This is a genomic window from Actinomadura macrotermitis (assembly GCF_009604375.1).
In the GTDB taxonomy this organism is placed as follows: Bacteria; Actinomycetota; Actinomycetes; order Streptosporangiales; family Streptosporangiaceae; genus Spirillospora; species Spirillospora macrotermitis.
This window is the reverse complement of the sequence record NZ_WEGH01000001.1, coordinates 981,411-1,006,008: the sequence shown is the minus strand read 5'-3', so window position 1 is coordinate 1,006,008 and position 24,598 is coordinate 981,411. Positions and strand designations below refer to the sequence as shown.

The 24,598-nt window shown below is 73.9% G+C and carries 23 protein-coding genes; 13 read left to right on the top strand and 10 right to left on the bottom strand.

Features of this window, described 5'->3' with window-relative positions; translation table 11 throughout:
- Positions 1-9: 9 nt before the first annotated feature.
- From ACRB68_RS04610 to ACRB68_RS04600, 3 genes are all read right to left on the bottom strand, one after another.
- Positions 10-1,152, bottom strand: coding sequence for a glycosyltransferase family 4 protein (locus ACRB68_RS04610; protein ID WP_153530959.1), 1,143 nt, complete (start codon positions 1,150-1,152; stop codon positions 10-12).
- Positions 1,149-1,682 (bottom strand): hypothetical protein, encoded by a 534-nt coding sequence (locus tag ACRB68_RS04605; RefSeq protein WP_153530958.1) that lies wholly within the window; start codon positions 1,680-1,682, stop codon positions 1,149-1,151. The genes ACRB68_RS04610 and ACRB68_RS04605 overlap by 4 nt, the downstream gene beginning before the upstream one ends.
- Before the next feature lie 309 nt (positions 1,683-1,991).
- Positions 1,992-2,882 carry a glycoside hydrolase family 16 protein gene (locus ACRB68_RS04600; RefSeq protein WP_153530957.1) on the bottom strand — a complete coding sequence of 297 codons (891 nt, stop codon included), beginning with the start codon at positions 2,880-2,882 and terminating at the stop codon, positions 1,992-1,994.
- 196 nt (positions 2,883-3,078) lie between these two features.
- On the opposite strand from ACRB68_RS04600, the gene ACRB68_RS04595 reads away from it, so the two are divergent.
- Positions 3,079-3,948 carry a hypothetical protein gene (locus ACRB68_RS04595; RefSeq protein ID WP_153530956.1) on the top strand — a complete coding sequence of 290 codons (870 nt, stop codon included), beginning with the start codon at positions 3,079-3,081 and terminating at the stop codon, positions 3,946-3,948.
- A 22-nt stretch (positions 3,949-3,970) separates the two neighbouring features.
- On the opposite strand, the gene ACRB68_RS04590 is transcribed toward ACRB68_RS04595, so the two are convergent.
- Together ACRB68_RS04590 and ACRB68_RS04585 are read right to left on the bottom strand one after the other, a co-directional pair.
- Positions 3,971-4,201: a hypothetical protein gene (locus tag ACRB68_RS04590; protein WP_153530955.1), complete on the bottom strand. Its 231-nt coding sequence runs from the start codon at positions 4,199-4,201 to the stop codon at positions 3,971-3,973.
- A 136-nt stretch (positions 4,202-4,337) separates the two neighbouring features.
- Positions 4,338-5,006 (bottom strand): TetR/AcrR family transcriptional regulator, encoded by a 669-nt coding sequence (locus tag ACRB68_RS04585; RefSeq protein ID WP_328593751.1) that lies wholly within the window; start codon positions 5,004-5,006, stop codon positions 4,338-4,340.
- Between the two features lie 183 nt (positions 5,007-5,189).
- Here ACRB68_RS04585 and ACRB68_RS04580 point away from each other — a divergent pair, with 183 nt between their 5' ends.
- Positions 5,190-6,506 carry a beta-eliminating lyase-related protein gene (locus tag ACRB68_RS04580; protein WP_153530954.1) on the top strand — a complete coding sequence of 439 codons (1,317 nt, stop codon included), beginning with the start codon at positions 5,190-5,192 and terminating at the stop codon, positions 6,504-6,506.
- Positions 6,507-6,509: 3 nt separating this feature from the next.
- Here the strand turns inward: ACRB68_RS04580 and ACRB68_RS04575 are convergent, their stop codons facing one another.
- Positions 6,510-7,913, bottom strand: coding sequence for an MFS transporter (locus ACRB68_RS04575; RefSeq protein WP_153530953.1), 1,404 nt, complete (start codon positions 7,911-7,913; stop codon positions 6,510-6,512).
- An 82-nt stretch (positions 7,914-7,995) separates the two neighbouring features.
- Between ACRB68_RS04575 and ACRB68_RS04570 the strand changes: the two genes are divergently transcribed.
- Both ACRB68_RS04570 and ACRB68_RS04565 read left to right on the top strand, forming a co-directional pair.
- Positions 7,996-8,991, top strand: coding sequence for an Lrp/AsnC family transcriptional regulator (locus tag ACRB68_RS04570; RefSeq protein ID WP_153530952.1), 996 nt, complete (start codon positions 7,996-7,998; stop codon positions 8,989-8,991).
- Positions 8,992-9,043: 52 nt separating this feature from the next.
- On the top strand, positions 9,044-9,943 hold the full coding sequence (locus tag ACRB68_RS04565; RefSeq protein WP_153530951.1) for a UbiA prenyltransferase family protein: 900 nt from the start codon (positions 9,044-9,046) through the stop codon (positions 9,941-9,943).
- On the opposite strand, the gene ACRB68_RS04560 is transcribed toward ACRB68_RS04565, so the two are convergent.
- Positions 9,940-10,998 (bottom strand): hypothetical protein, encoded by a 1,059-nt coding sequence (locus ACRB68_RS04560; protein WP_194293184.1) that lies wholly within the window; start codon positions 10,996-10,998, stop codon positions 9,940-9,942. The two genes, ACRB68_RS04565 and ACRB68_RS04560, sit on opposite strands and share 4 nt — an antisense overlap.
- Positions 10,999-11,153: 155 nt before the next feature.
- Here ACRB68_RS04560 and ACRB68_RS04555 point away from each other — a divergent pair, with 155 nt between their 5' ends.
- The gene (locus ACRB68_RS04555; RefSeq protein WP_328593750.1) at positions 11,154-11,825 is read left to right on the top strand and encodes a hypothetical protein; all 672 of its coding nucleotides are present in this window, start codon (positions 11,154-11,156) and stop codon (positions 11,823-11,825) included.
- A 24-nt stretch (positions 11,826-11,849) separates the two neighbouring features.
- Here ACRB68_RS04555 and ACRB68_RS04550 read toward each other — a convergent pair whose 3' ends face one another.
- The gene (locus ACRB68_RS04550; protein WP_153530950.1) at positions 11,850-14,372 is read right to left on the bottom strand and encodes a M14 family zinc carboxypeptidase; all 2,523 of its coding nucleotides are present in this window, start codon (positions 14,370-14,372) and stop codon (positions 11,850-11,852) included.
- Between the two features lie 167 nt (positions 14,373-14,539).
- Between ACRB68_RS04550 and ACRB68_RS04545 the strand changes: the two genes are divergently transcribed.
- Complete coding sequence (locus tag ACRB68_RS04545; RefSeq protein WP_153530949.1) at positions 14,540-15,607, top strand: zinc-binding dehydrogenase; 1,068 nt, start codon at positions 14,540-14,542, stop codon at positions 15,605-15,607.
- Positions 15,608-15,632: 25 nt separating this feature from the next.
- Here the strand turns inward: ACRB68_RS04545 and ACRB68_RS04540 are convergent, their stop codons facing one another.
- The gene (locus ACRB68_RS04540) at positions 15,633-16,280 is read right to left on the bottom strand and encodes a hypothetical protein (RefSeq protein ID WP_153530948.1); all 648 of its coding nucleotides are present in this window, start codon (positions 16,278-16,280) and stop codon (positions 15,633-15,635) included.
- Between the two features lie 207 nt (positions 16,281-16,487).
- Here ACRB68_RS04540 and ACRB68_RS04535 point away from each other — a divergent pair, with 207 nt between their 5' ends.
- The 6 genes from ACRB68_RS04535 to ACRB68_RS04510 all read left to right on the top strand — a co-directional run bounded on the left by ACRB68_RS04535 (position 16,488) and on the right by ACRB68_RS04510 (position 22,505).
- The gene (locus tag ACRB68_RS04535) at positions 16,488-16,784 is read left to right on the top strand and encodes a hypothetical protein (RefSeq protein WP_153530947.1); all 297 of its coding nucleotides are present in this window, start codon (positions 16,488-16,490) and stop codon (positions 16,782-16,784) included.
- A gap of 381 nt (positions 16,785-17,165) precedes the next feature.
- On the top strand, positions 17,166-18,257 hold the full coding sequence (locus ACRB68_RS04530) for a sugar ABC transporter substrate-binding protein (protein WP_153530946.1): 1,092 nt from the start codon (positions 17,166-17,168) through the stop codon (positions 18,255-18,257).
- Positions 18,258-18,341: 84 nt separating this feature from the next.
- Entirely contained in the window at positions 18,342-19,142 is an 801-nt protein-coding gene (locus tag ACRB68_RS04525; RefSeq protein ID WP_328593749.1) for an ATP-binding cassette domain-containing protein, read from the top strand.
- 11 nt (positions 19,143-19,153) lie between these two features.
- On the top strand, positions 19,154-20,437 hold the full coding sequence (locus ACRB68_RS04520; RefSeq protein ID WP_153530945.1) for a sugar ABC transporter permease: 1,284 nt from the start codon (positions 19,154-19,156) through the stop codon (positions 20,435-20,437).
- 86 nt (positions 20,438-20,523) lie between these two features.
- Positions 20,524-21,276 (top strand): ATP-binding cassette domain-containing protein, encoded by a 753-nt coding sequence (locus ACRB68_RS04515; RefSeq protein ID WP_328593748.1) that lies wholly within the window; start codon positions 20,524-20,526, stop codon positions 21,274-21,276.
- Complete coding sequence (locus ACRB68_RS04510) at positions 21,273-22,505, top strand: ROK family protein (RefSeq protein WP_153530944.1); 1,233 nt, start codon at positions 21,273-21,275, stop codon at positions 22,503-22,505. Before ACRB68_RS04515 ends, ACRB68_RS04510 begins: the two co-directional genes overlap by 4 nt.
- Here ACRB68_RS04510 and ACRB68_RS04505 read toward each other — a convergent pair.
- Complete coding sequence (locus ACRB68_RS04505) at positions 22,502-23,038, bottom strand: flavin reductase family protein (RefSeq protein WP_153530943.1); 537 nt, start codon at positions 23,036-23,038, stop codon at positions 22,502-22,504. The two genes, ACRB68_RS04510 and ACRB68_RS04505, sit on opposite strands and share 4 nt — an antisense overlap.
- Before the next feature lie 340 nt (positions 23,039-23,378).
- On the opposite strand from ACRB68_RS04505, the gene ACRB68_RS04500 reads away from it, so the two are divergent.
- Positions 23,379-24,554, top strand: a complete 1,176-nt coding sequence (locus tag ACRB68_RS04500) for a thiolase C-terminal domain-containing protein (protein ID WP_328593747.1) — start codon at positions 23,379-23,381, stop codon at positions 24,552-24,554.
- Positions 24,555-24,598: the final 44 nt, after the last annotated feature.

Genomic DNA, 24,598 nt, shown 5'->3' with positions numbered 1-24,598 from the left:
ACAAGATCCTCATGCCCAGAACCGCCGGGAGATGCGGGAGGCGATGGCGTCCCAGCTGTAGTCGCCGATCCACGGGTCGCCGAGCCAGGGGTCCTCGCCGTCCAGGGCGTCCTGCGCGGCGAGCGCGGTGCCGATCGCCAGGGCCAGCGCGGCGGGGGTGTGCTCGCTGACCAGGCCGCGCTGGGAGCGCACCACCAGGTGCTGGGCCAGGTTGTCGGGCGCCGAGGTGGTCACCACCGGGACGCCACAGGCCAGCGCCTCCAGCACCGCGATGCCGAACCCCTCGCGCTCGGAGGGGAACGCGAAGACGCGGCCCGCCTTGATGAGGGAGTAGACGTCCTTCTGCTCGCGCACGTCGTGCCGGAAGTCGACGGCGTGCGCGATGCCCAGCCGGCCGGCCTGCGCGTGCAGTTCCTCCTCCTCCGGCCCGGTGCCGATGACGCGGCAGGTCACCGGGCGGCCTTCGGCGTGCAGCAGGGCGACGGCGTCCAGCAGCATGTCCAGCCGCTTGTGCACCATCAGCCGGGTCACCACCACCAGGTCGGTGGTGTCGGGGTCGGGCACGGCGTTGCGGACCGCCTGCAGGTCGATGCCGTTGGGCGCGACCATGATGGGGGTCCGGTCGCCCAGGTGCCGGGTCAGCCGCTCGGCGGTCTGCGGCGACGCGGCGATGATCTGGTGGGGCATGCGCATCGACCACAGCTCGACCCACCAGGCCAGCCGGCCGCCCCAGCCGAGGTAGTCCTGCCAGTACTTCGGGCCCCACACCTCGTGCCAGGTGGCGATCAGCGGCTTGCGCCGCACCATGGCCACCAGCCGCAGGGTGAAGAGCTGGAACTGCGGGATGTGGTCCACCTTGAGCACGTCGAAGGGGCGGACCAGCAGCACCAGGCAGGCCAGCGCGAAGAGGGTCGCCTGCCGGAAGGAGCGCCGGCGGCCCCGGTAGAGCCTCAGACGGGGGGTGATGCCGTGCAGCGTGACCGGCCCGTCGCGCATCACCCGGGGGCCGTCCCACCAGCGCATCGTGTACATGTGCACGTCGGCCTGCAGGGCGAGCAGCCGGGACAGCTCGTGGTAGCGGATCTCACGGCCGCCGAAGCTGTAGGGGTGGATCGCGTCGGTGACAAGGGCGACGATCGGGCGGCGCGTCATCCGAGCCTCCCGGTCGTCACCGGGACGCAGTCGGCCCGGTAGGCGATGCGCTGGCCGCCGTCCAGGCGGACCGTCACCGACACCGGTCCCGGCGCGCACGCGACGGTGACCTTCGGCGTGACGACGGTGGTGGCGCGGTCGACCAGCGGTGTCGTCCCCTGCGCCACCGGCCGGCTGCGGCCCGCCGAGTCCAGCGAGACCGTCCAGCGGTAGGTGTGCGTGGCGCCGGTGACGTTGCGGATGGAGAAGGCGACGGAGGCGCCCTCGGCGCCGCTGACCAGCTCCCGTGGCAGCTGCTCCGGCGCGGGGAAGGCGAGTTCGCTGTAGGGGCCGGGGCCGCCGGCGACGCCGGCGGCACGGAGCGCCGCCTGCCCGGGAGGGGTCTGCGCCAGGCCGCCGATCAGCACGACCGCGATCAGCAGGAGGAAGTACGACCGGCGGCGCCCGGAGGGCCGGCCGGACGATCCCGGATCGTCGGCCGGAGCCGGTGGAGCCGGCGGTGGTTGCGCGCCGAAGAAGGAAGAGGTCATGCCCCGATCCCGTCCTGAGGTGAGTCGGCGCAGAACGTGCGGGAGCGCAATAAGCCGACGTATCCGTTATGGGAGGAGTGGGATTTCTATCATGAATTGCGACCTTTCTCCAATGACGGAGGTCGGTCAGACGCGCGGGCGCGGCGGGCCGCGACGGCTTCCGGCGCGCGGCCCCGCCGCATAGTGAAAAATTGGTCAAGCATGGCGGAGCCCGGTAAACCGGCAGATGGGGCCAGGCGTCTACGAGCCCGGCCCCACCCTGAAGGCGAAAGTGAGATGCATCACTAATTGCTAAAACGGGTGCGTGGGCTAGCCGCGGTAAGTGCGCACCCAGTCGATCTGCATGCGGGCCGGGAAACGGGTCGTCTTGTCGGGAGAACCCGGCCAGGTGCCGCCGACCTGGATGTTGAGAATGAGATAGAACGGCTTGTTGAACGGCCAGTTCCGGTACGCCTTCATCTGCGCGTAGGGACGGCCGTCGACCCACCACACGACGCGGTGCGGCGTCCAGTCGACGCCGTACACGTGGTAGCCGGCCGACAGTGGCTTGGCGAGGGTGACACCGCCGCCGCCCACCCGGCGCTGGGCGTGCGCGAAGCCCTGGACGAGGCGCGGCTTGCTGCCGACCGTCTCCACGACGTCGATCTCTCCGTAGGCCCCGCCCTCGCGCTGCATCCAGAAGGCCGGCCAGATGCCCTTGCCGGTGGGCAGCTTCGCCCGGACGGCGAAGCGCCCGTACGTCTGGTGGAACTTCCCCTTGGTCTGGACCCGCCCCGAGACGTAGCGGCACCGGCCGTACCAGCAGTTCAGCTTGGCCGACGAGCTCGTTTTGGCCGCGGTGATGACCAGGTTCCCCCGGCCGTCCTGGTAGGAGTTGCCGGCCTGGTAGTAGTGCAGCGCCTTGTGGGACCAGCCGTTGGTGCCGTTGCCGAGGACGGGCGTCCACGCCTTGGACGGCTTGCCGCGCCCGTTGAACTCGTCGGACCAGCTCCGCTTCCACTTCACCTTCGGCAAGGTGATCTTGGCCTGCGCCGCGGCGGCCTCCTGCGCGCTGCCCGTGCTGCGCGCCGGCTCGGGCGCCTCATCGCCCAGCGCGAAGGCGCCGAGCGCCGTCGTCGTGACGACGATGCCGCCGACCGAGGCGGCGGCGATCCAGTTGCGGCGCCGCGCTGACGCGGGCGGCCGGACGGTCTGTGGCATGGGGGTCCTTAGGGCGGCGCGACACAATGATCAACGGCGGGTACGGCCGGGAATCCTGTCCCAGCGGTAAAAGATCATATGTGGTTTATGTGATGCGTGCTGCTCAATGGCGCATCTGCTGCGTTCAGAGGCTTTTGCCGGGAAAGTGACTGATAGTCTCTGCCGCCGTGACCACTCGACGCTATGAGACCGCGCGGTGACGCAGCGACGCCGGATGGCGGTCGTCGTCCCCGCCGGTCCCGCGGACGACGCGGTCGACACCGTGGCCAGCGTGCTGACCTATCTCGAGGACCCGGTCCTCGTCCTGGTCATCGACGACACCCGCGGCCGGCGGCCTGAGATGGCGCGCCTGCGCGGGCTCGGCGCGCCCGTCCGCGTGATGGACCCGCCGCCCGCCCCGAAGGGCACCTACGGCGGCCTGTGGCTCAAGCTGGCCGCGGCGCTCCGGCACGCGGTCGAGCGCGCCGAGTTCGACATGCTGTTGCGGCTGGACGCCGATGCGCTGCTGCTCGGGCCCGGCATCGAGCGGGCGGCCGGCGAGCGGTTCGCCGCCGACCCCGCGGTCGGCATGCTCGGCTCGTACCGGGTCGGCCCGGACGGCGGCGGCCGGGACTGGAGCTACGCGGCCCGGGTGCTGCGCCGCGAATGCGGATGGCGGGGACTGACCCGGCCGCGGATGCGCCGCACCCTGCGCGCGGTGATGGCCGAGGCGCGCACGGCCGGCTACACGCCCGGCGAGCATGCGCTCGGCGCCGCCTGCATCTATCGCGCGGACCTTCTGCACGCGCTGTACCGGCGCGGCCGGCTGGACCTGCCGGACCTGGCCGCCAGCCGCGCCGGCGAGGACCATCTCTTCGGCCTGCTGACGTTGGCGGCGGGATACCGCATCGGCGACTTCAGCGGTCCCGGCGACCCGATGGCGCTGCGCTGGCGCGGGCTGCCCGCCGCGCCCGAGCAGCTCGTGGCCGAGGGAAGGCTGGTCACCCACTCCGTGCGTTCCTACCGCGACCTGGACGAACGTCAGATCAGGGAGTACTTCGCGACCCGTCGCGCGAACGGCGGCTGAGCCGCCCGGCGCCGCGAGCCGCTCAGCCGTGGGTGCGGGCGCTCATGATGGAGTCGCGGAGGCGCTGCGGAGTCGGCGCCTCGATGAGGCGCGGGCCGGCGTTCAGCGGGACGAGCGCCCACCAGGAACGGGTGGCCTTGCCGTACCAGACGCGCACGCCGGGGAACAGCTCCTGCAGCCCCTGGGCGGTCGCCGCCTGGACCGCCGCCGGCGGGTCCTCCTCGCGGTCCGCTGCGCCCGGTTGGGCCATCATGTCGCCTCCCCCCGAAATCCCTCTCCGGTAACAGCGTCCCCGAGGCCCAAAACGTCACCCCTATCGGGCGAAGTGTGACGAAGGACACTATGTGGTGATCTGGAGGGTGCGGCCCCGTCGCGGGAGAGCCGCCAGGTCAGTGCGTGTTGATGCCGTCGAACATGACCTTCAGGTAGTGCTCGGCCAGTCCCTGGGCGTTCAGCCGGCCACCCGGCTTGAACCAGCGCACCGCGACCCAGACGGTGTCGCGGATCATCCGGTAGGTCAGCTTGGGGTCGATGTCGGCGCGGAACAGGCCGTCGTCCTGGCCGGCCTTGATGGTGTCGACCCACATCTTCTCGACCTCGTCCTCGGACTTGGTGAGGTAGCCGAAGCGCGGCATCGACTGCAGGTAGCTCCAGTCGTTCTGCATCACCGTGATCGCGGCGCGGTGCGGCTCCAGCGTGCCGAACGCGATGCGGACCAGGCCGGCGATCGTGGCGCGCGGGTCCTCGCCGCGCTCGATGACGCCGCGGTAGGCGGACATGATCTCCTCGAAGAAGCCCGAGAGGATCTCGTCCACGATCGACTCCTTGGAGTCGAAGTGGTGGTAGAGGCTGCCGGACAGGATGCCGGCCTCCTTGGCGATGTCGCGCACCGTGGTGGCCTGGAAGCCCTTCTCGGCGAACAGGTCGGCCGCCAGCTTCACCAGGTGCTCGCGCCGCTCCGACGCGAGCGCGGTCGAGCCCCGGCCGCGACGGCGCGGCGCGCCCTCACCGGTGGCGCTGGCTTTGGGGCGTCCGGAATTCGTGCTCGTGCTCGTCACCCCCTCATTATGCCGTGTGCGCCCAACCGCTTGCTCGATTCGGCGCGGCGGCGCCAGCCCGTGCTCCGGACCAAGCGTCCGTTTCCACGTTCCCGCAGGCCATCCGACTTGGCAACTTCTTCCCTGGCGCGGCGGGCGGCGGGTTCCGTACGTTCGAGGCGCAAAGTAGGAGAAGGAGGGGCGATGAGTGACGAAACGGCACCGTGGGCGTCCCCGACCGCCCGCGACCGCATGGCGCTGGTGGCTTCGGAGATCCAGAACCTGTCCCCTGAGGGCGTGGCCGAAACCGTGCGGCGGGCACTGCGCGCGCACGCCCGGCAGTTCGACACCGAGGGCATCGTGCTCTACGCGGGCACCAACGTGATGAGCACGGCCGCGCGCGCCGTGGTGGACCCGGTGGTCGGCGGGCGGCCGAGCATGGGCTGGCCCGGCGAGAAGTACCAGTCCGGCCTGGACCACCTGGACACGCTGGAGGTGCTGGCGCCCACGCTGGTCGCCCGGATGCTCGGCTGCCGGTTCGCCGAGGTGCGCTGCCACAGCGCGACGATGGCGAACCTGGCCGTCTACACCGCGCTCACCGAACCCGGCGACACCATCGCGGTGCTGCCCGAGCGCGCGGGGGGCCACACCAGCCACCACGCGGTGGGCGCGCCCGGCGTGCGGGGCCTGCGCGTGGTGGACCTGCCCTACGACGCCGCCGCCCACGACGTCGACCTGGCCGCGCTCGGGCCGTTCCTGGAGCGCGAGCGGCCCCGCCTGGTGGTGATCGGCGCGAGCCTGCTGCTGTTCCCGCACGACGTGGCGGCGATCGCCGCGGCGGTGCACGCCGCCGGGGCGCTGCTGCTCTACGACGCCTCGCACATGGCCGGGCTGGTCGCGGCGGGCCGGTTCCAGCGGCCGCTCGCCGAGGGCGCGGACGTGCTGACCTTCTCCACCTACAAGTCGTTCGGCGGCCCGCCCGGCGGGGTGATCGCCACCGACGACGCGGCGCTCGCCGAGCGGCTGTCCACCGCGGTCTTCCCCGGTCTCACCGCCAACTACGACGCGTCCCGGCTGGCGCCGCTGGCGATCACCGCGGCCGAGGTCATGGCGGACGGCGGCGGCTACGCCGACCGCTGCGTGGCGGCCGCCCGCACCCTCGCCGCCGCGCTGGCCGCCGAGGGCTTCACCCTCGCCGGGGCCGGCCGCGGCTTCACCGAGTCCCACCATCTGGCGGTGGACGCGGCCGCCCTCGGCGGCGGGCGGGCCGCGATGGACCGGCTCGCCGCGGCGGGGATCTACCTGAGCGCGATCGGGCTGCCCTGGCAGGCGCCCGGCGAGCCGGACCGGGGGCTGCGCATCGGCACCCAGGAGGTCGTCCGGCGCGGCTTCGGCCCCGACGACCTGCGCCGCACGGCCGCGCTGATGGGGGACGTCCTGCTGCGCGGCGCCGCGCCCGGCCCGATCCGCAAGTCGGCCGTGCACCTGCGCCGCGAGATCGCGCACCGCGCGCTCGGCTAGCCGCTACCGCGCGGAGGGGCGCGCCATCAGCGCGGCGGTGACGGCCGTCGCGACGAGCAGCCCGGCGGCGGTCCAGCAGGCGTAACGGGCCGCCGCCGCGGCCCCCGCCGGGCCGAGGAGGCGCAGGAACATCCCGCCGAGCAGCGCGACGCCGAGGGTGCCGCCGAACTGCTGCGCGGCGTTCAGCAGCCCGGCGGCCGAACCGGTCTCGTGCGGGCGGACCCGGCCGAGCGCGAGGGTGAAGAACGGCACGGTGAACAGGCCGAGCCCGAACCCGCCGAGCGCGAGCGCGCCGAGCAGCGGCCACGGGTAGGCGTCCGCCGCGGTGGTGGCGTAGACCGCGATGGCGGCGAGGACGCCCGCGCCGAGCAGCGCGAGCCCGGCGAACATGACGCGCGCGCCGTACCGGGGCACCAGACGGGCGCCGGCGACCAGGGACGCGACCGCGAGGCCGCCCGACCACGGCAGCAGCGTCAGCCCGGCGGTCCGCACGTCGGCGTGCGCGCCGCCGAGCTGGAGGTGCAGCACGAAGACCGGCAGCAGGCCGGTCGTCACCGCGAAGAACAGCACCGAGGTGGCCAGCGCGGCCGGGAAGCCGGCGCCGCGCAGCAGGCTCGGCTCGATGAGGGGGCTGCCGCCGCGCCGGGCCGTCCGGCGCTGCCGCAGCCCGAACAGCGCGAGGACGAGCGCGCCCGCCCCGAACAGCAGCCACCGGCCGCTCTCGATCAGCGGGTAGGCGACCAGGGCCGAGCCGGCGACGACGAGCGCGGTGCCGGGCAGGTCCAGGCGCGGCGGCGCCGCGGCCCGGTCCTCGGCCAGCAGCGGGGCGAGCGCGAGGACCGCGGCCGCGATCGGCAGGTTGACCAGGAACGCCGACCGCCAGGACGAGCCGAGCAGGTCGGCGTGCGTGAGCACCCCGCCGAGCACCGGCCCGCAGACCGCCGACAGTCCCATCACCGGGCCGATGCAGCCGAGCGCCCGCGCCAGCTGTGGGCCGTCCGGGAACATGGCCCGGATCAGGCCGAACGTCTGCGGGATGATCAGCGCGGCGGCGGCGCCCTGCACCGCCCGCGCGGCGATGAGCGGCCCGGCCGACGGCGCCAGCGCGCAGCAGAGCGAGGCGAGCAGGAACGCGGCGACGCCGAGCCGGAAGACGCGCCGGCGGCCCGCGATGTCGCCGAGTCGCCCGCCGGTGATCAGCAGTCCCGCGAACGGCAGCGTGTAGGCGGCGCTGAACCACGGCACGACGGCGGCGGGCCCGCCGAGGCCGGCGTGGATCACCGGCGCGGCGACCTGCACGATCGTGGAGTCGAGCAGGTTCATCGCCTCGGCGGCCAGCAGCGCGGCGAGCGCGAGCCGGCGCCGGCGGTGGGGGACGCGGGCGGGAGAAGCGGTGTCGAGGAGCATGTGCCGAGCGTGCCGCCGGGCCCGGCCGTCCTTCCATCCACGGCGCGGGATCGGTTGATCTGTTCCATCGAGACCGGCTTTGATGGCAGATGTGCTCACCCTCGACGAGGTCGACCGCGGTCTGATCCACGCGCTGCACATCGACGGCCGCGCGCCCTTCGCCCGGATCGGCGAGGTCCTCGGCGTCTCCACCCAGACGGTCGCCCGCCGCTACCGGCGGCTGCGCGCCGAGGCGGGGCTGCGCGTGGTCGGGCTCGCCGACCCCGCGCGGGCGGGGCTGGCGCAGTGGGTGGTCCGGCTCACCGTCGCCCCGCACGCGGCCGCGGACCTGGCCCGCGCGCTGGCGCGCCGGGACGACACCGCCTGGATCCGGCTCACCTCCGGCGGCACCGAGCTCTTCACGGTCGTGCACACCCCGGCGGGCGGGGCGGGCGGCCGCGCCCTGCTCCTGCACGACATCCCGCGCACCGCGGGCGTCGTCGCGGTGTCCGCCCACTACCTGCTGCACACCTACCTCGGCGGGCCCACCGCGTGGAGCGGGCGCCTGACCGTCCTGGACGAGCGGCAGCGCCGGCTGCTGGAACCGGATCCGGGCGGGGCGCCGGGCCGCCCGCCGGGCGAGGACGACCGCGCGCTGCTGGCCGCCCTCGCCCGGGACGGCCGCGCGGCGCACGCCGACCTGGCCGCCGCGACCGGCCGGTCCCCGGCGACCGTCGCCCGCCGCCTGGCGGACCTGCGGGCGGACGGCGCGCTGTTCTACGACGTGGAGATCCGGCCCGAGCTGTTCGGCGCCGGCGCCCAGGCGCTGCTGTGGATGTCGGTGCCCCCGGCGCACCTGGACCGCGTCGCGGCGGAGCTGGCGCGCCACGAGGAGCTGGCGTTCGTCGGCGCCACCACCGGGCCGACCAACCTGCTCGCCAACGCCCTGTGCGCCGACCCCGCCGCCCTGCACCGGTACCTGACCCGGCGGCTCGGGGCGTTCGCCGAGATCGGCGCCATCGAGACGGCGCCCGTGCTGCGCACCGTCAAGGCCGCGGGCGCGCTCGTGCCGCCCGCCCGCCCGCCGCCGCCCGTATGAGAATGGTGTCTCATAGAGGTCCGGTCCCCGACCCTCCCGGGGGTGGCCGACGATGCACGCCGCCGCGGTCCCGCGCACGGCGGCGGAGCTGTGGCGCGTCGCCCGGCCCGCGCTCTGGCCGGTCTCCCTCGTCCCCTGCTACGTCGGGCACCTGCTCGCCACCCGGTCGCTCCTGCCCGTGCCCGCCGCGCCCGCCCTCGCGGGCGCGGCGGTGTGGGGGCCGCTCGGCTGGCTCGCGGTGCTCGCCGTCAACGACGCCGCCGACGTGGCCGGCGACCGCCGCAATCCGCGCAAGGCGGGCGCCCCGCTCGCCGGCGGGCGGCTGTCGGTGCGCGCCGCGCTCGTGGCCGCCCACCTGTCCGCCGCCGCCGCGATGGCGGTCGCGCTGACCCTCCGGCCGGCGTTCGCACTGGTCACCGCGGGATTCCTGATCCTCGGCTGGCTCTACAGCCTCCCGCCGGTCCGGCTGAAGGACCGGCCCGGCCTGGACGTGGCCACCAACGCCGTGGCGGTCGGCGCGCTCGCGCCGATGGCGGGCTGGGCCGCCGTGCGGCCGCTCGCCGGGTTCCCGTGGGTCATGGCCGTCCTCGGCGTGCTGGTCGCGGTGGCGCTCTACGTCCCGACCGCCGTCGCCGACCACGGCGCCGACGTGGCGAGCGGCTACACCACCGTCGCGGTGCGGTTCGGCCCGCGCGGCGCCCTGCGCGCCGGGCTGGCCGCGTGGACGGCGGCCTGCGCGCTCGCGGCGGCCCTCGCCGCGACCGGCCAGGTGTTCCCGCAGCGGACCTGGTGGGCGCAGGCGGCGAGCGCGCCGGTGCTCGTCGTGCTCTACCACCGCCGGCTCGGCCGGGCCCGCGGGCCCGGCGAGGTGGTCCGCGGCATCACCGTGGTGAGCTGGGCGTTCCTGGTGCCGTGCGCGGTGTTCGCGCTCGCCTACGCGGGCGTGCTCTAGGGCGGCAGCTCGCCGCCCGCCTCGGCCGCCTCGGCGAGGCGGTGCCGCAGCGTGCGCACCAGCTCGTCGCCCTGCGCGGTGAGCCGCTCGATCGCCGGCACCGCCAGGTCGTCGCGGACGGTGTCGGCGAGCAGCTCGTCGTACTCGTGCGCCCGCGCGGCGATGGCCTCCAGGCGGCGGTGCGCGCGCAGCGCGTCGTCGGCCGCGCGGGCCCGCTCGGCGTAACGTTCCAGCGCCTCGACGCGGCGGGTCACCGCCCGCACCGACTGGTCCAGCTTGTCCAGGAGCGGCCGCAGCGCCGCCCGCACCTCGGGCGGGTCGTCCTCGCCCGGCTCCTCCTGCTCGGCGCGCAGCCGGGACTGGCGGGCGAGCACCTGCGCGATCTCCCACTCCTGGCGGGGCAGCGTGACGGCGTTGTCGACGTGGTCGAGCAGGCCCTCGCGGTTGACCTCGGAGTCGCGGACGGCGTCGATGGCCCGCTGCACCCGGCCCAGCAGCTCCAGGCCCGGCCCGTCCAGGTCCTGGGGCATCAGGTAGCGGTCGCGGCGGCGGTCCAGCTCGCGGGCGCGCTGCAGGTCCAGCGACATCGACGGGGTGCCGAGCGCGACCATCACCGCCATCATCGCCAGGCCGATCAGCCAGAGGGAGCCGAGCGCGGGCGAGCCGGCCAGCCCGATGCCGAGGACGGTGAGCGGCGCCAGCCACACCAGCGGGCGGCGGCGCGCGACGAGGGTGTCCAGTTCGGGCTTCAGCGCCGGGTCGGCGACCGGCCGCGGCTCGAACGCCTCCCCGGCGGACGCGCGGGCGGGCGCGACGCGCTGCCAGACCGAGCGGATGTGGGTCTCGAACGCGAAGTCGCCGGGGGAGATCTCGACCTCGGTGGGCCCGGCCGGCAGCGGCCACGAGCCGACCGGGTCGCCGCCGCCGGGCCCGGTGAAGCGGACCCACCAGCCGCCTCTGCCCTCCTCGCACCGGTACCGCCCCGGCGCCACGTCGATGCCGACGAAGAACGTGCCGACCCCCGGTATGGAATCGCTCCAGGTACCACTGGTCACAGGCGACCTCCGACCCGACCTCTCCCGTCGTGTCCCTCGCACCCTCCGGCGTTCGACCTTTCAACGCCCGAGGGTGCGATAAGAGTTGCCGTACCCAGATCGACCGTAGGGAAGTCGCGCGCGGGCCTGCCGATCGGGGATGGAATACTCCTCGGGTGCGTCCCGAATACGACCCTCTCGACGATCCGCCCTGGGCGATGCAACTGGTGGTACGGGCCGAGAAGGCCGATCCGCCCGGTCACGGCGCGGTCTGCGAGGCCGCCGCGACGGCGGTGGTGCGGCTGCTGACCGACCCGCGCGCCGCCGCCGACCCCGAGGGGGAGTGGCACGGGGCCGTCGCGGAGTGGGAGGCGCGGCGCATCCGCAAGGTCGCCCGCCGTGCGCGGGGTGTGCGCTGGCCCGAGGTGCAGGAACTGCCGGGCGTGACGGTCGAGCACGACGGCGCGCAGGTCCGCGCGTTCGTGCCGGGACCGGTGGGGGACGTTCCGCCGCAGATCGCCAAGCTCCAGGTCGCCGGGCTGGAGCTGGCCGACGACGAGCCGAAGCCCGCGCCGGAGCCGCCGTACGCGGCGATCGCGCTGAACCCCGGCATCACCATCACCACCGGCAAGGCCGCCGCGCAGTGCGGGCACGCGGCGCAGCTGCTGCTCCGCCAGGCCGCCGCGCCCGACGTCCACGCGTGGATCGCGGGCGGCCTGCGCGTGCACCTCACCCGCGACGTCCCGTGGCGGGACTGCGTGCCGAAGGCGACGGTCGCCGTCCGCGACGGCGGCTTCACCGAGGTGCCGCCGGGCACGATGACGGCCATCGCCTGGATCGTCCGGTAGGACGATCCAGGCGACGGGACGGCACTAGGGCAGGACCACCGCGACGGGGGTGATCCCGGCCTTGCGGATCAGCGACGGCAGCCGGCCCGCGAACGGGTGGTGGTCCACCGGCAGGCCCGCCGGGTTGTCGACCACGTAGTGGACGACGTCGCCGGTGCGGCGCTCGGCGAACTTCGCGCCCACCGATCGCAGCACCGCGGCGGCCTTCGCGGCGTCGGCGGCCTTCACCGACACCCGGATCGGCGACTCGAACTGCGGCAGCGCCGCCGCCTGCCTGGCGGCGGCGGCCGCCGGCGCGGGCGCCGCCATCGCCGACGCGCGCGCCTGCGGGTCCGGGCCGAGGACGGCGTTGTACAGCAGCTTGGCGGTGCCGTCGCTGAACGCCCGGAAGTTCGGCTCGCCGCCGAACAGCACCGTGCGGCCCTTGCCGACGGCCTCGTCGGTGACCGCCGCCGTCCCGCCGAGCTCGGCCGAGCCGCGCTCGAACCCGGACACGAACCAGTCCGGCGAGCCCGCCGCCGGATAGGCGACCGCGACCTTGGCCGGGTCGGCCTGCCTCATGACCACGTCGTAGGAGTAGAACTGCCACGCGGCCGGGCCGACGCCCCGCGCGAGGGGGCTGCGGCCGTCGACCTTGACGCGGAACATCGTGCCGGGCACGTCGGACGTCGGGTCGCTCAGCGTCGTGGTGGTGAGGCCGAGCCGCGCCGCGAGCTCGGTGCCGCCCTGCCAGCCGACGTAGCGGCCGCCGTCGTTGGCCCATTTCTGCAGCGCGGCGCGGCCGGCGTCACCGAGCGCGGTGTAGGCGCCCGCCGCCGGGCCGTCCGGGGCGAGTAGCACCTGCGCGCCCGCGAGCCTGCCCGCCGCGACGTCCGCCGGGGACAGCAGCGTGAACGGCAGCTTCCATTCGCGGTCCAGGCGGTGCCGCAGCCAGCCGGTCGACTGGCGCGCGGCCGACGAGGTCGCCGACAACTGCAGCACGGCGATCTTGGGGGCCTTGCCGTGGTGCCCCGGGCGCGGCGCGGGCAGCGCCCGGACCGGCTGCGCGTGCGGCCGCAGCTCGGCGCCGGACGACCCGCCCGCCACGTTCTGCAGGAGCGGCATGCTCCACGCCGTCACGTCGTAGAAGTAGGGGAACGGGGTGTAGGAGTCCTCGTTCAGCATGGCCTGGATCCAGTGCTTCTGCTGCTGGGCCATGGTGATCCAGTACGTCCCGGCGGGCAGCGTCGCCCTGCCCTCGGGGCGGCCGTACTCCTTGTAGTCGGGCACGGCGAGCGGCCGGGTCAGCCGCTCGACCTTGACGCCCATGCGCTGCAGCCGCCGCACGACGACGCGGACCTCGGCGCGCTTGGCGGGCTCGTCGCGCAGGAAGTAGTGCCGCACCGCGCGGTCGGGGACCTGCCGGTCGATCTGGTTCGGCGGGTTGTAGATCTGGTTGGGCTCCAGCTTCCCGGCCTTGCCCTGCGCGTAGGCGTCCACGGCCATCCGGTGCCACTGCGTCAGGATCTTGTGCCGGTTGGACGCGGCCGCCGACAGCGACACCCACTGGGTGAGGTACTGCTCCTTGACCCGCTCGGGGTAGGGGCTGTCGCCGCCCTTCTCGTAGGTCATCCCGGCCGCGAAGAACGCGGTGGTCGGGACCGTGTCGCCGTACCCCTGGTAGAACAGGTCGTAGGTGTCGCGGTTGAAGAAGTCGATGCCCTGCCGGTTGAACTCGGCCGCCATCGAGGCGCCGTAGATGTCGTTGATCCAGCCGACGGCCTGCTCGGGCGTCTCGTGGTAGATCGGGTCGGCGTTCGGCGGGAAGAAGTACGACGTCCCGCCCATCTCGTGCGCGTCGATGTACAGCGCCGGCGGGTACTGGTTCAGCATCGCCAGCTTGCCGTCGGTCTCGGGCTGGGTGCGGGCGAACCAGTCGCGGTTCATGTCGAACCCGTAGGCGTTCTGCCGGGTCTCGGCCTCGCGGCCGTCGGGGTTCTGCGTCGGCAGGACCACCACCAGGGCGTTGTCCAGGATCCGCGTCGCCGCGCAGTCGGACCGGTCGCCGAGGTCGCGCAGCACCTTCAGCGCCGCGTCGGTGCCGCTCGGCTCGTCGCCGTGCACGTTCCCGCTGACCCACAGGATCGGCACGCCCTTCGCGGCGAGGGCTTCGGCGAGCTTGGCGGGGGTGCGCGGGTCGCGCAGCAGCGCGGCCTCGCCGCGCACCTTGGCCAGCCCGGCGCGGGTGAGCAGTCCGGGGCGGCCCGCGATGGCGTACTTGAGCGGGCGGCCCTGCGCGGTCGTGGCGAGCGTGCCGGAGACGACGCGCTCGCTGGCGGCCGCGACCGCCTCCAGGTACTTGTCGGATTCGGCGGCGGTGACCTGCCGGTCGCCGAGCTCGATGCCGAGGGTCTGCTTCGGGGAGGGGACCTTGCCCCGGTAGACGGGGGTCGTCTGCGTCGGATCGCAGGTGGCGGGCGGTGCGGCGACGGCGGCGGTGGCCAGGGACACCGGAGCCGTCAGCGACGTGGCCAGCACCAGTGACCACGCCAGATTCCGGGCTCTCATGATCCACAAAACTCGCACCGGCGAAAACACTCACCAACGGCAACATTTAACAATAAGCCCGTAGAAATTGATCTTTTCGGCGCGTTGACGCCATCGGACGGTGGTATTCGGCCGCGCGACGTGGTTCGGTTCGGGTGAGCAGCATCACCTGACGGTTGGAGACCCCCATGCGCGCCGCGTTGACCAAGGACGCCACGATGATCGTGACCGAGGTGCCCGACCCGGTGCCGCTGGACGGCCAGATCCTGGTGCGCACGCTGGCCTGCGGCATCTGCGGCTCGGACCTGCACGCGCTGTCGGACCCCGACGCCTTCATGGAGACCACCCGGCGCTCGGGCGGCACCCCCTACGACCCGCGCGACGGGCTGGTGTTCGGCCACGAGTTCTGCGGCGAGATCGTCGACTACGGCCCGAACACCCAGCGCACCCTGCCGATCGGCACCGCGGTGTGCGGCCCGCCGATCGGGATCGGCCCGCAGGGCGCCGGCATCATCGGCTACGCGCCGATGTTCCCCGGCGGCTACGGCGAATACATGATCTTGAACGAGGGCCTGGTGATGGCGGTGCCGAACGGGCTGGACCCCAAGATCGCCGCGATCACCGAGCCGTTCTCGGTGGCCACCCGGGCGGTGAACCGCAGCGGGATCGACCCCGGCGACGTCGCCGTCGTGCTCGGCCTCGGCCCGATCGGGCTCGGCGTCGTGGCGGCGCTGAAGGCGCGCGGGCACGGGCCGGTGCTGGCGGTGGACTTCTCGCCCGCGCGGCGCGCGCTCGCCGAGGGGCTCGGCGCGGACGAGCTGATCGACCCGGCCGTCGCCTCCCCCTACGACCGGTGGGCCGACCTCGGCATCGCGGCCAGCACCGTCGAGCGGATCGCCGCCGAGGTGCTCGGCGTCGGGGTGCGCGGCGCGGTCATCTTCGAGTGCGTCGGCGTGCCCGGCATCCTCGGCCAGGTCATCGAGGGCGCGCCGGCGGGCGCGACCGTCATGGTCGTCGGCGTGTGCATGCAGGCCGACCGGATCGAGCCGGGCGTCGCGGTCAGCAAGGAGCTCACCCTGCGCGGCAGCTTCGGCGCCTACCCGGCCGAATACGGGGCGACGCTGCACGACATCGCCGAGGGCCGCATCGACGCCGGGTCGATCATCACCCGGACGGTCGGGCTGGACGGCGTCGCGGGCGCGTTCGCCGACCTGTCCCGCCCCGACGCCGACGCCAAGATAGTCGTGCTGCCCTGACCCGCGTCCCCGCCCGGCCCGCCGCTCAGCCCTGGGGCGCGCGCTGCCAGCGGTTCGCCGCCGACAGCGCGAACTCCTGCGTGCGGCTGAGGCCGGACGGGCGCGGGCCCTGCCCGCCCTGGCCGCCCGCCGGGCCGCCGACCCGCGCCTTGACGCTGAGCGTGTAGGACACCGCGAGCAGCGCCGCGAACACCGCCGCGTAGACGCCGTGCTCGGCCAGCGGCAGCATCCTGCCCTTGACGACGTCGAGCACGGCGAACACGCCGAAGCCCGCCAGCCAGCCGAACAGCGTCGGCAGCAGCCACACGTCGCGGCGGCTCAGCAGCGCGCACAGGCCGGTGAGCAGGAGCAGCAGCTGCACGGCCTTGACGGCGCCGAGCGCCGGCAGCGCCAGGCCCGCGCCGGCGTACCCGGCCATGTCGGCCCGGTGGCCGGACCAGCGGGCGGCGGTGACGGCGAGCGCGGTCACCGCGAAGGCGACCAGGAAGACCGCGACGGGGTAGTGGAAGCGGTGCCAGTTCCCCGAGACCGGCGCGGGCGCGGGCTCGGGCTCGCGCTCGGGCAGCGGCGCGGGCATGGCCAGCGTCGCGGGCGGGGGCGCGGCGGGCTGCGCGGGCCGGGCGGGCAGCGGCATGTCGGGCCGGGTCCACTCCGGGGTCGCTCCCGAGTTCATGATCATCAACGTCCCCATCCGTCCCGCTCCTACGTCTGGGGTGCAAGATATCCCGGATGCCGTCCCAGAGATCACGGACGGGCGTCCCGGTCCGGCCGGGCGCCCGGCCCGCGCCGCGCTGACCTGCCCGAAGTGCTTGCGCGCGGGGATGCGACAGAGGAAGGTGTGTCCTCGTCGGGCCACGCGGAATCCACTGGAGCGACAAGGATGACGCCTGACGATACGGGAACGGCCGCGCTGGTGAAGTCGCGGATCGAATATCTGGAGGAGCTCGGCGCCGAGCTGGCGCGGCGGGGCATGCGGGTGCGCGTCACCCAGCCCCGCGGCCAGGCGCCCAGCCTGCACGTGACGAACCCGGACGCGTCCGCCCTCGCGGAGAACATCCTCGCGGAGGAGGGCGCGGACGGGTGGTGGTACTGGTGGTCGTGGGCCGAGCGCGTCGCGCCCGCGGCGGACGTCGCCGGCGCGGCCGACCTGGTCGTGCGGGTGCTCGCCGTCCACTGAGCGGCGTGGTCATGCAGCCGGACCGGACATCCCGGCCCCCGACTGCATGATCACGGCGGGCCCGGCCCCGCCCGCGCCCGCCGCCGCGCCCCGCGCCGGGCGATCTCCCGCCCCGCGCGCCGGTGAATGTTGAGGCCGTGAACATATGAGCCCGCCGTGCGTTCGGGCACGTCCGCGCGGCCGTCGCCCGCCCGGTCCATGACTTTTGATCTTCCCGCAGGTGAAGAGCGTGTTACTGGATTGTTACGGCTAACAACAAATAGGTGGGGCAGAGGGGTTGGCGACCGAGGTGGAGGCGACATAAGTTGCGGGGCACAACATTCACGCCGTTGAACGTGTGACCCCGGTCACGGCGATCGTCATCCCAGAAAGGACCCGGCCATGCGCAAGGGGATCCTCGGTCTCACCGCCGTGGCGGCCGCCGCCGCCCTGTCGCTCACCGCCTGTGGCGGCGACGACTCCGGCAAGGACAAGGGCGGCTCGGCCTCGGGCGGCGCGATCAAGGGCAAGGTCGGCGTGATCCTGCCCGACACCAAGTCCTCGGTCCGCTACGAGAGCTTCGACCGCCCCTACCTGGAGCAGTCCTTCAAGGCGGCGGGTGTGCAGTACGACATCCAGAACGCCGAGGGCTCGACCCAGCGCTTCCAGACCATCGCCGACCAGATGATCACCGGCGGCGTCACCGTGCTGATCGTGGACGGCCTGGACTCCAACTCCGCCGCCGCCGTGCAGCGCAAGGCGCAGGCGCAGGGCGTCAAGACCATCGACTACGACCGCCTCACCCTCGGCGGCGTGTCGGACTACTACGTCTCCTTCGACAACACCAAGGTCGGCGAGGAGCTCGGCAAGGGCCTGCAGAAGTGCCTGGGCGACAAGGCCGCCAACATCGTCTACCTGAACGGCGCGCCGACCGACAACAACGCGACCCTGTTCGCCCAGGGCGCGCACAGCGTGCTGGACAAGGTCTCCACCTACAAGAAGGTCGCCGAGCAGGCCGTGCCCGACTGGGACAACCAGAAGGCCGCCACCATCTTCGAGCAGATGCTGACCCAGCAGGGCGGCAAGATCGACGGCGTGCTCGCCGCCAACGACGGCGTCGGCAACTCGGCGGTGTCGATCCTGAAGAAGAACTCCCTCGCCGGCAAGGTCCCGGTCACCGGTCAGGACGCCAGCCTGCAGGGCCTGCAGAACATCCTCGACGGCACCCAGTGCATGACGGTCTACAAGCCGGTCAAGCAGGAGGCCGACGCCGCCGCCAAGCTCGCCGTCGGCCTGCTGAAGGGCGAGAAGGGCGCGACCAACGGCACCACCAAGGACGCCACCGGCAACCGCGACGTCCCCTCGGTGCTGCTCAGCCCGATCCCGGTCTTCAAGGACGGCGTCAAGCAGGTCGTGGACGACGGGTTCGTGAAGAAGGACGACCTGTGCAAGGGCGCCTACGCGGCCAAGTGCTCCGCCGCCGGCATCAAGTGACGTCCCACCGCTGACCCCTCGTGGCGGGTCCCCACCGCTGGGGGACCCGCCACGGGCCGCGCGGCCCTCCGGAAGGAAACCACCGTGGCAGATCCAGGCACCGCAGGCACCGGCGAACCCGTGCTGCGCCTGACCGGGCTCAACAAGAGCTTCGGCCCCGTCCACGTCCTGCACGACGTGGACCTCACCCTGCGCCTGGGGGAGGTGACCGCCCTCGTCGGCGACAACGGCGCGGGCAAGTCCACCCTCATCAAGTGCATCGCCGGCATCCACCCGATCGACTCGGGCACGATCGAGTTCGACGGCCGCCAGGTGCAGATCGGCAGTCCCCGGGACGCCGCGGCCCTCGGCATCGAGGTGGTTTACCAGGACCTCGCGCTGGCCGACAATCTCGACATCGTGCAGAACATGTTCCTCGGCCGCGAGCGCCGCCGCGGCCTGGTGCTGGACGAGGACTCCATGGAGGAGGCCGCGCGGGAGACCCTCGCGCGGCTGTCGGTGCGCACCGTGAAGTCGGTGCGCCAGCAGGTGGCCAGCCTGTCGGGCGGGCAGCGGCAGACCGTCGCGATCGCCAAGGCGGCCCTGTGGGAGTCCAAGGTCGTCATCCTGGACGAGCCGACCGCCGCGCTCGGCGTCGCGCAGACCCGCCAGGTCCTGGACCTGGTCCGCCGTCTGGCCGACACCGGGCACGCGGTGGTGCTCATCTCGCACAACATGAACGACGTGTTCGAGGTCGCCGACGAGATCACCGCGCTGTACCTCGGCCGGGTCGCCGCGCAGGTGCGGCGCACCGACGTCACCCACGGCCAGGTCGTGGAGCTCATCACCGCCGGGCGCTCGGGCGACCTCGGCCTGGCACCGGCGACCGCCGCCGAGAACATCTGATGGGGGCCTCGATGTCCACCGACATCCCCAAGGGAAAGCAGCCCGCCGTGAAACTGGCGGACTCCGACTTCGCCAGCGACCGGCGCGAGCACGACGTGCGCTCCTCGGTCGCCGACTACTGGGCCCGCGTCCGCGCCGGCGACCTCGGCGCGATCCCGGCGATCCTCGGCCTGGCCGGGCTGATCGCGCTGTTCGCGGCGCTGCGCCCGGACACCTTCCTCAGCACCGGCAACGTCGCCAACCTGTTCACCCAGGCGCTGCCCTACACGATCCTGGCCATGGGCCTGGTGTTCGTGCTGCTGCTCGGCGAGATCGACCTGTCGGCCGGCGTCACCAGCGGCGTGTGCGGCGCGGTGATGGCCAAGCTGATCGTGGACGCGGGCCAGCCCTGGTACGTGGCGGTGCTGGTGGCGATCGGCACCGGCCTGGTCATCGGCACCAGCATCGGCTGGCTGGTCGCGGTGCTGCGGATCCCCTCCTTCGTGGTGACCCTCGCGCTGTTCCTCGGCCTGCAGGGCGTGACGCTGAAGCTGATCGGCGAGGGCGGCACCGTCCCGGTGCACGACAACGTGATCGTCGCGCTGGCCAACAAGAACATGCCGATCTGGCTCGGCTGGACGGCCGCGGTGGTCTGCGCCGCCGGGTACGGCGCGTCCCAGTTCCTGCGCTGGCGCCGCCAGCGCACCCGCGGCCTGGCCGCCAAGCCGGTCCAGATCGTGGCCGCCCGCGTCGCCGTCGTCGCGCTGGTGCTGCTGGTCGGCACCTACCTGCTCAGCCTGGACCGGGCGCCGAGCCCGCTGATCACCCTGGCGGGCGTGCCGTGGGGCGTGCCGCTGGTCGCGGTGCTGCTCATCGCCGCCACCTTCCTGCTCGGCCGCACCGCCTACGGCCGGCACGTGTACGCCGTCGGCGGCAACGCCGAGGCGGCCCGCCGGGCCGGCATCAACGTCACCCGGATCCGGGTGTCGGTCTTCATGATCGGCTCGTCGCTCGCCGCGATCAGCGGCGTGGTGGCGGCGTCCCGGCTGAACTCGGTCGCCACCGAGTCGGGCGGCGGCAACACGCTGCTGCTCGGCGTCGGCGCCGCGGTCATCGGCGGCACCAGCCTGTTCGGCGGGCGCGGCCGGGCCCGCGACGCGGTGCTGGGCGGCCTGGTCATCGCCGTCATCGACAACGGCCTCGGCCTGCTCGGCACCAAGGCCTACGCCAACTACCTGATCACCGGCGGCGTGCTGCTGCTCGCCGCCAGCATCGACGCCATCGCCAGCCGCCGGCGGTCGGCGACGGGCAGGTGAACCGCCCCGCCGGGCCGGGGGGCCGCGTCTGCGGCCCCCCGGTTCCGGCGCCTGCGCACCCGCCGCGGGCTGCTAACGTCAGCCCCGTGACCCCCCTGTTGGACCTGCGTGGCATCGACAAGAGCTTCGGCCCGGTCCAGGTCCTGCACGACGTCGACTTCACCGCCCGCCCCGGCGAGGTGACCGCGCTGGTCGGCGACAACGGCGCCGGCAAGACCACGCTGGTGAAGTGCATCGGCGGCGTGCACCAGCCCGACGCCGGCGAGTACCGCTTCGAGGGCACCCCGGTGCGCCTCGGCAGCCCCCGCGACGCCGCCGGGCTCGGCATCGAGGTCGTCCACCAGGACCTGGCGCTCTGCGAGAACCTCGACATCGTCGAGAACATGTTCCTCGGCCGCGAGCGCAGCAACGGCCTGGCGCTCGACGAGGCCGCGATGGAGGAGCAGGCCGCCCGCACGCTCGCCGCGCTGTCGGTGCGCACGATGGGCTCGGTGCGGCGCCGGGTCAGCGACCTGTCGGGCGGGCAGCGGCAGACCGTCGCGATCGCCCGCGCGGTGCTGTGGGACAGCCGGGTGGTGGTGCTGGACGAGCCCGCCGCCGCGCTCGGCGTCGCGCAGACCCAGCAGGTGCTGGAGCTGGTGCGGCGGCTGGCCGACAAGGGCCTGGCCGTCGTGCTGATCTCGCACAACATGAACGACGTGTTCGCGGTCTCGGACCAGATCGCGGCCCTGTACCTCGGCCGGATGGCGGCCCAGGTGCGCACCGCCGACGTCACCCACCGCCAGGTCGTCGAGCTGATCACCTCCGGCCGCAGCGGCGACCTCGGGCTGCGCGCATGAAGGCCGGGCCGTCGCAGGAGGAGATCCGCCGGCACAACCTCGGCACGCTGCTGCGGTTCGTGCACCTGCGCGGCCCGGCCTCGCGCGCCACGCTCGCCGAGACCCTCGGCCTGAACCGCAGCACCATCATGGCGCTGACCAGCGACCTCACCGCGGCCGGCCTGGTCCGCGAGGAGCTGCCGCGCCGCCCCGGCCGCCGCGCCGGGCGGCCCTCGCTGGTGGTGCAGCCCGAGTCGACCCGGGTGTACGTGCTCGCCTTCGACGTCGCGGTGGACCGGCTCGCGGTCGCCCGCGTCGGCCTCGGCGGCACGGTCCTGGACCGCCGCGAGACCGAGCGGCCGCGCGGCGAGCTCGACACCGGCGACCTGGTCGGCGCCCTGGCCGGCGCGGCCCGCGCGCTGGTGCGCAAGGCCGGCCGCGACGCGGTGTGCGTCGGCGCGGCCCTGGCCTTCCCCGGCATCGTCCGGCGCGCCGACGACATGATCATGTTCGGGCCGAACCTGGACGTGGACGGGCTCTCGCTCGGCGACGCGCTGGCCCGCCGGCTCGGCCTCGGCGTCCCGGTCGCGGTCCGCAACGACGCCAACCTCGGCGCGCTGGCCGAGCACGAGCGCGGCGCGGGCGTCGGCTGCGACGACCTGATCTACCTGCACGGCGACGTCGGCGTCGGCGGCGGCATCATCGTCGGCGGCCGGCTGCTCGGCGGCCAGGAGGGCTACGGCGGCGAGATCGGCCACATGGTCGTCAACCCCGGCGGCCGCCCGTGCGCCTGCGGGTCGCGCGGCTGCCTGGAGACCGAGGTGGGGGAGCGGACGCTGCTGGCGCACGCCGAGCGCGACGGGCCGGGCCGCCCGGTCGGCCGCGACGCGGTGCGCGCCGTCGTCGACGCCGCCGACCGCGGCGACATCGTCGCCCGCGACGCGCTGCACCGGGTCGGCACCTGGCTCGGTTTCGGGGTGGCCAACCTGGTCAACATCTTCAACCCCGGCATGGTGGTGTTCGGCGGTACGCTGCGCGACATCTACCTCGGGTCGGCCGCGCAGGTGCGCAGCGTCCTCGCCACCGGCGCGCTCGCCGCGCCCCGCGAGCGGGTCCGGCTGCGCACCGCCGAGCTCGGCGACGACGTCACCCTCGTCGGCGCCGCCGAGTACGCCTTCGCCGAGGTGCTGGCCGACCCGGTGCAGGTGCTCGCGCGGCTGCGCGGCCCGGCCGAGACCGCGCTGCGCTAGCCGTCGAAGCGGCCGTAGCCGCCCTTGTAGAACAGCAGCGGCTCGCCCTCGTGGTGCTTGTCCAGGTCGTGCACCCGCGCCACCACGATGACGTGGTCGCCCGCGACGTGCTCCTGCTCGACCGAGACCTCGATCCAGGCGAGCGCGCCCTCGATGACGGGGCTGCCGCCCGGCGAGCCCGACCAGGAGATGTCGGCGAACTTGTCGCCGCCCTTGATGGCCAGCTGCTTGCAGACGGCCAGCTGGGGCTCGCTGAGGATGTTGATGCACAGGCGGCCGGCGTCGCGCAGCAGCGGCCAGGTGCTGCTGGTGTGCGCCACGCAGAACGCCACCAGCGGCGGCTCCAGCGAGACCGAGGTGAAGGAGTTGGCGGCCAGCCCGGTCGGGCGGCCGGTGGCGGCGTCGATGCCGGTGATCGCGACCACGCCGGTCGCGAAGCGGCCGAGCACCGAGCGGAAGCGGGCGCCGTCGATGTCGGTCACCCGGGCGTCGGCCTCGGGGGCCGCGGCCGGGCCGTTCGGCGATCGGTACATGCGGCGTCCTGTTCTCACGTGCCCGCCCGAGGGTCGGTCCGCCGGGTCGCCCGCGATGGCGGCTGCTGCTGCGGTGGCACCGTCGGCCATGGACCCGATCCCTTCTCTTAGCCAAGCGCTTGCTTGGACGATAGGGCGGCCCCGAACCGGGTGTCAAGCCGCGTTCGGGTCGTGCGCCCCTGCCTGTCATCTAAACCCGCCGGTCGCCCGGTTATTGCCGGATGTGGCGCGGATCGCCCTATTTCAGTCCAAAGTCCCGGTAGCGGGTCGGTCCGGAGGCGGATAAGCTCTTGGCCAAGCGCTTGCTTCGGTAGCGTTCGCTGTGGACAGGGGAGGGTGCGTGCGCGGGTTCCGCGACCGGACGGCCATCGCCGGCGTCGGCTACACCGGCTTCAGCAAGGACTCGGGGGTCTCCACGCTCACCCTCGCGGCGCGCGCGATCCTGGCCGCGCTGGACGACGCCGGCCTCACCGTGGACGACGTGGACGCCCTGGCCACCCACCGGGTCGGCGACTCCACCCCGCCCTGGGTGGTCGCGCCCGCGCTCGGCGTCCCCGAGGTGCGCTGGTACCTGGACCAGTTCGGCGGCGGCAGCGTCTCGCACTCGGTGATCGCGCAGGCGGCCATGGCGGTCGCGTCCGGCGTCGCCGAGACCGTCGTCTGCTACCGCGCCATCAACGCCCGCTCGGAGTTCCGGATGGGCGGCACCGGCCGCGCGCCGGCGCCCGTCTTCGACATGCAGTACCAGGCGCCCTACGGCTACTTCGCGCCGCCGCAGCAGTTCGCCATGTTCGCGCGCGCGCACATGAACGCCTACGGCACGACGCACGAGCAGCTCGGGCGCATCGCGGTGACCCAGCGCGCCAACGCCGTCAAGAACGCGCGCGCGCTCAAGCGCGACCCCATCACCCTGGACGACTACCTGGCGTCCCGCTGGATAGCCGAGCCGCTGCGGCTACTGGACTGCTGCCTGGAGACCGACGGGGCGTGCGCGGTCGTCGTCACCTCCCGCGAGCGCGCGCGCGACCTGAGGCACACGCCCGTGCTGGTGTCGGGGGCTGCCTGGGGCGGCGGCGACAGCTTCTTCTCCGGCGCGGGGAGCGGCCCGTCCGGCACCGACTTCACCGTCACCGAGGCGGCCCGGATCGCGCCGCGCCTGTACGCCATGGCGGGCGTCGGGCCGGAGGACATCGACGTCGCCGAGCTGTACGACTGCTTCACCTACTCGGTGCTGGTGCAGCTGGAGGACTACGGCTTCTGCGCCAAGGGGGAGGGCGGCCCGTTCGTGGAGTCCGGCGCCACCGCCCTGGACGGCGCGCTGCCGGTCAACACCCACGGCGGCTTCCTGTCGGAGGGGTACGTGCACGGCATCAACCACGTCGCCGAGGCCGTGTCCCAGCTGCGCGGCACGGCGGGGGACCGGCAGGTGCCCGGCGCCGAGGTCGCGCTGTCCACCGCCCAGCCCGGCTACGTCCTCGCCGGCACCTCGGCCCTCGTCCTGCGGAGCGACCGATGATCGTGTCTTCCGAGGGGGGACGACCCCCCACGCCCCCCGGCCGT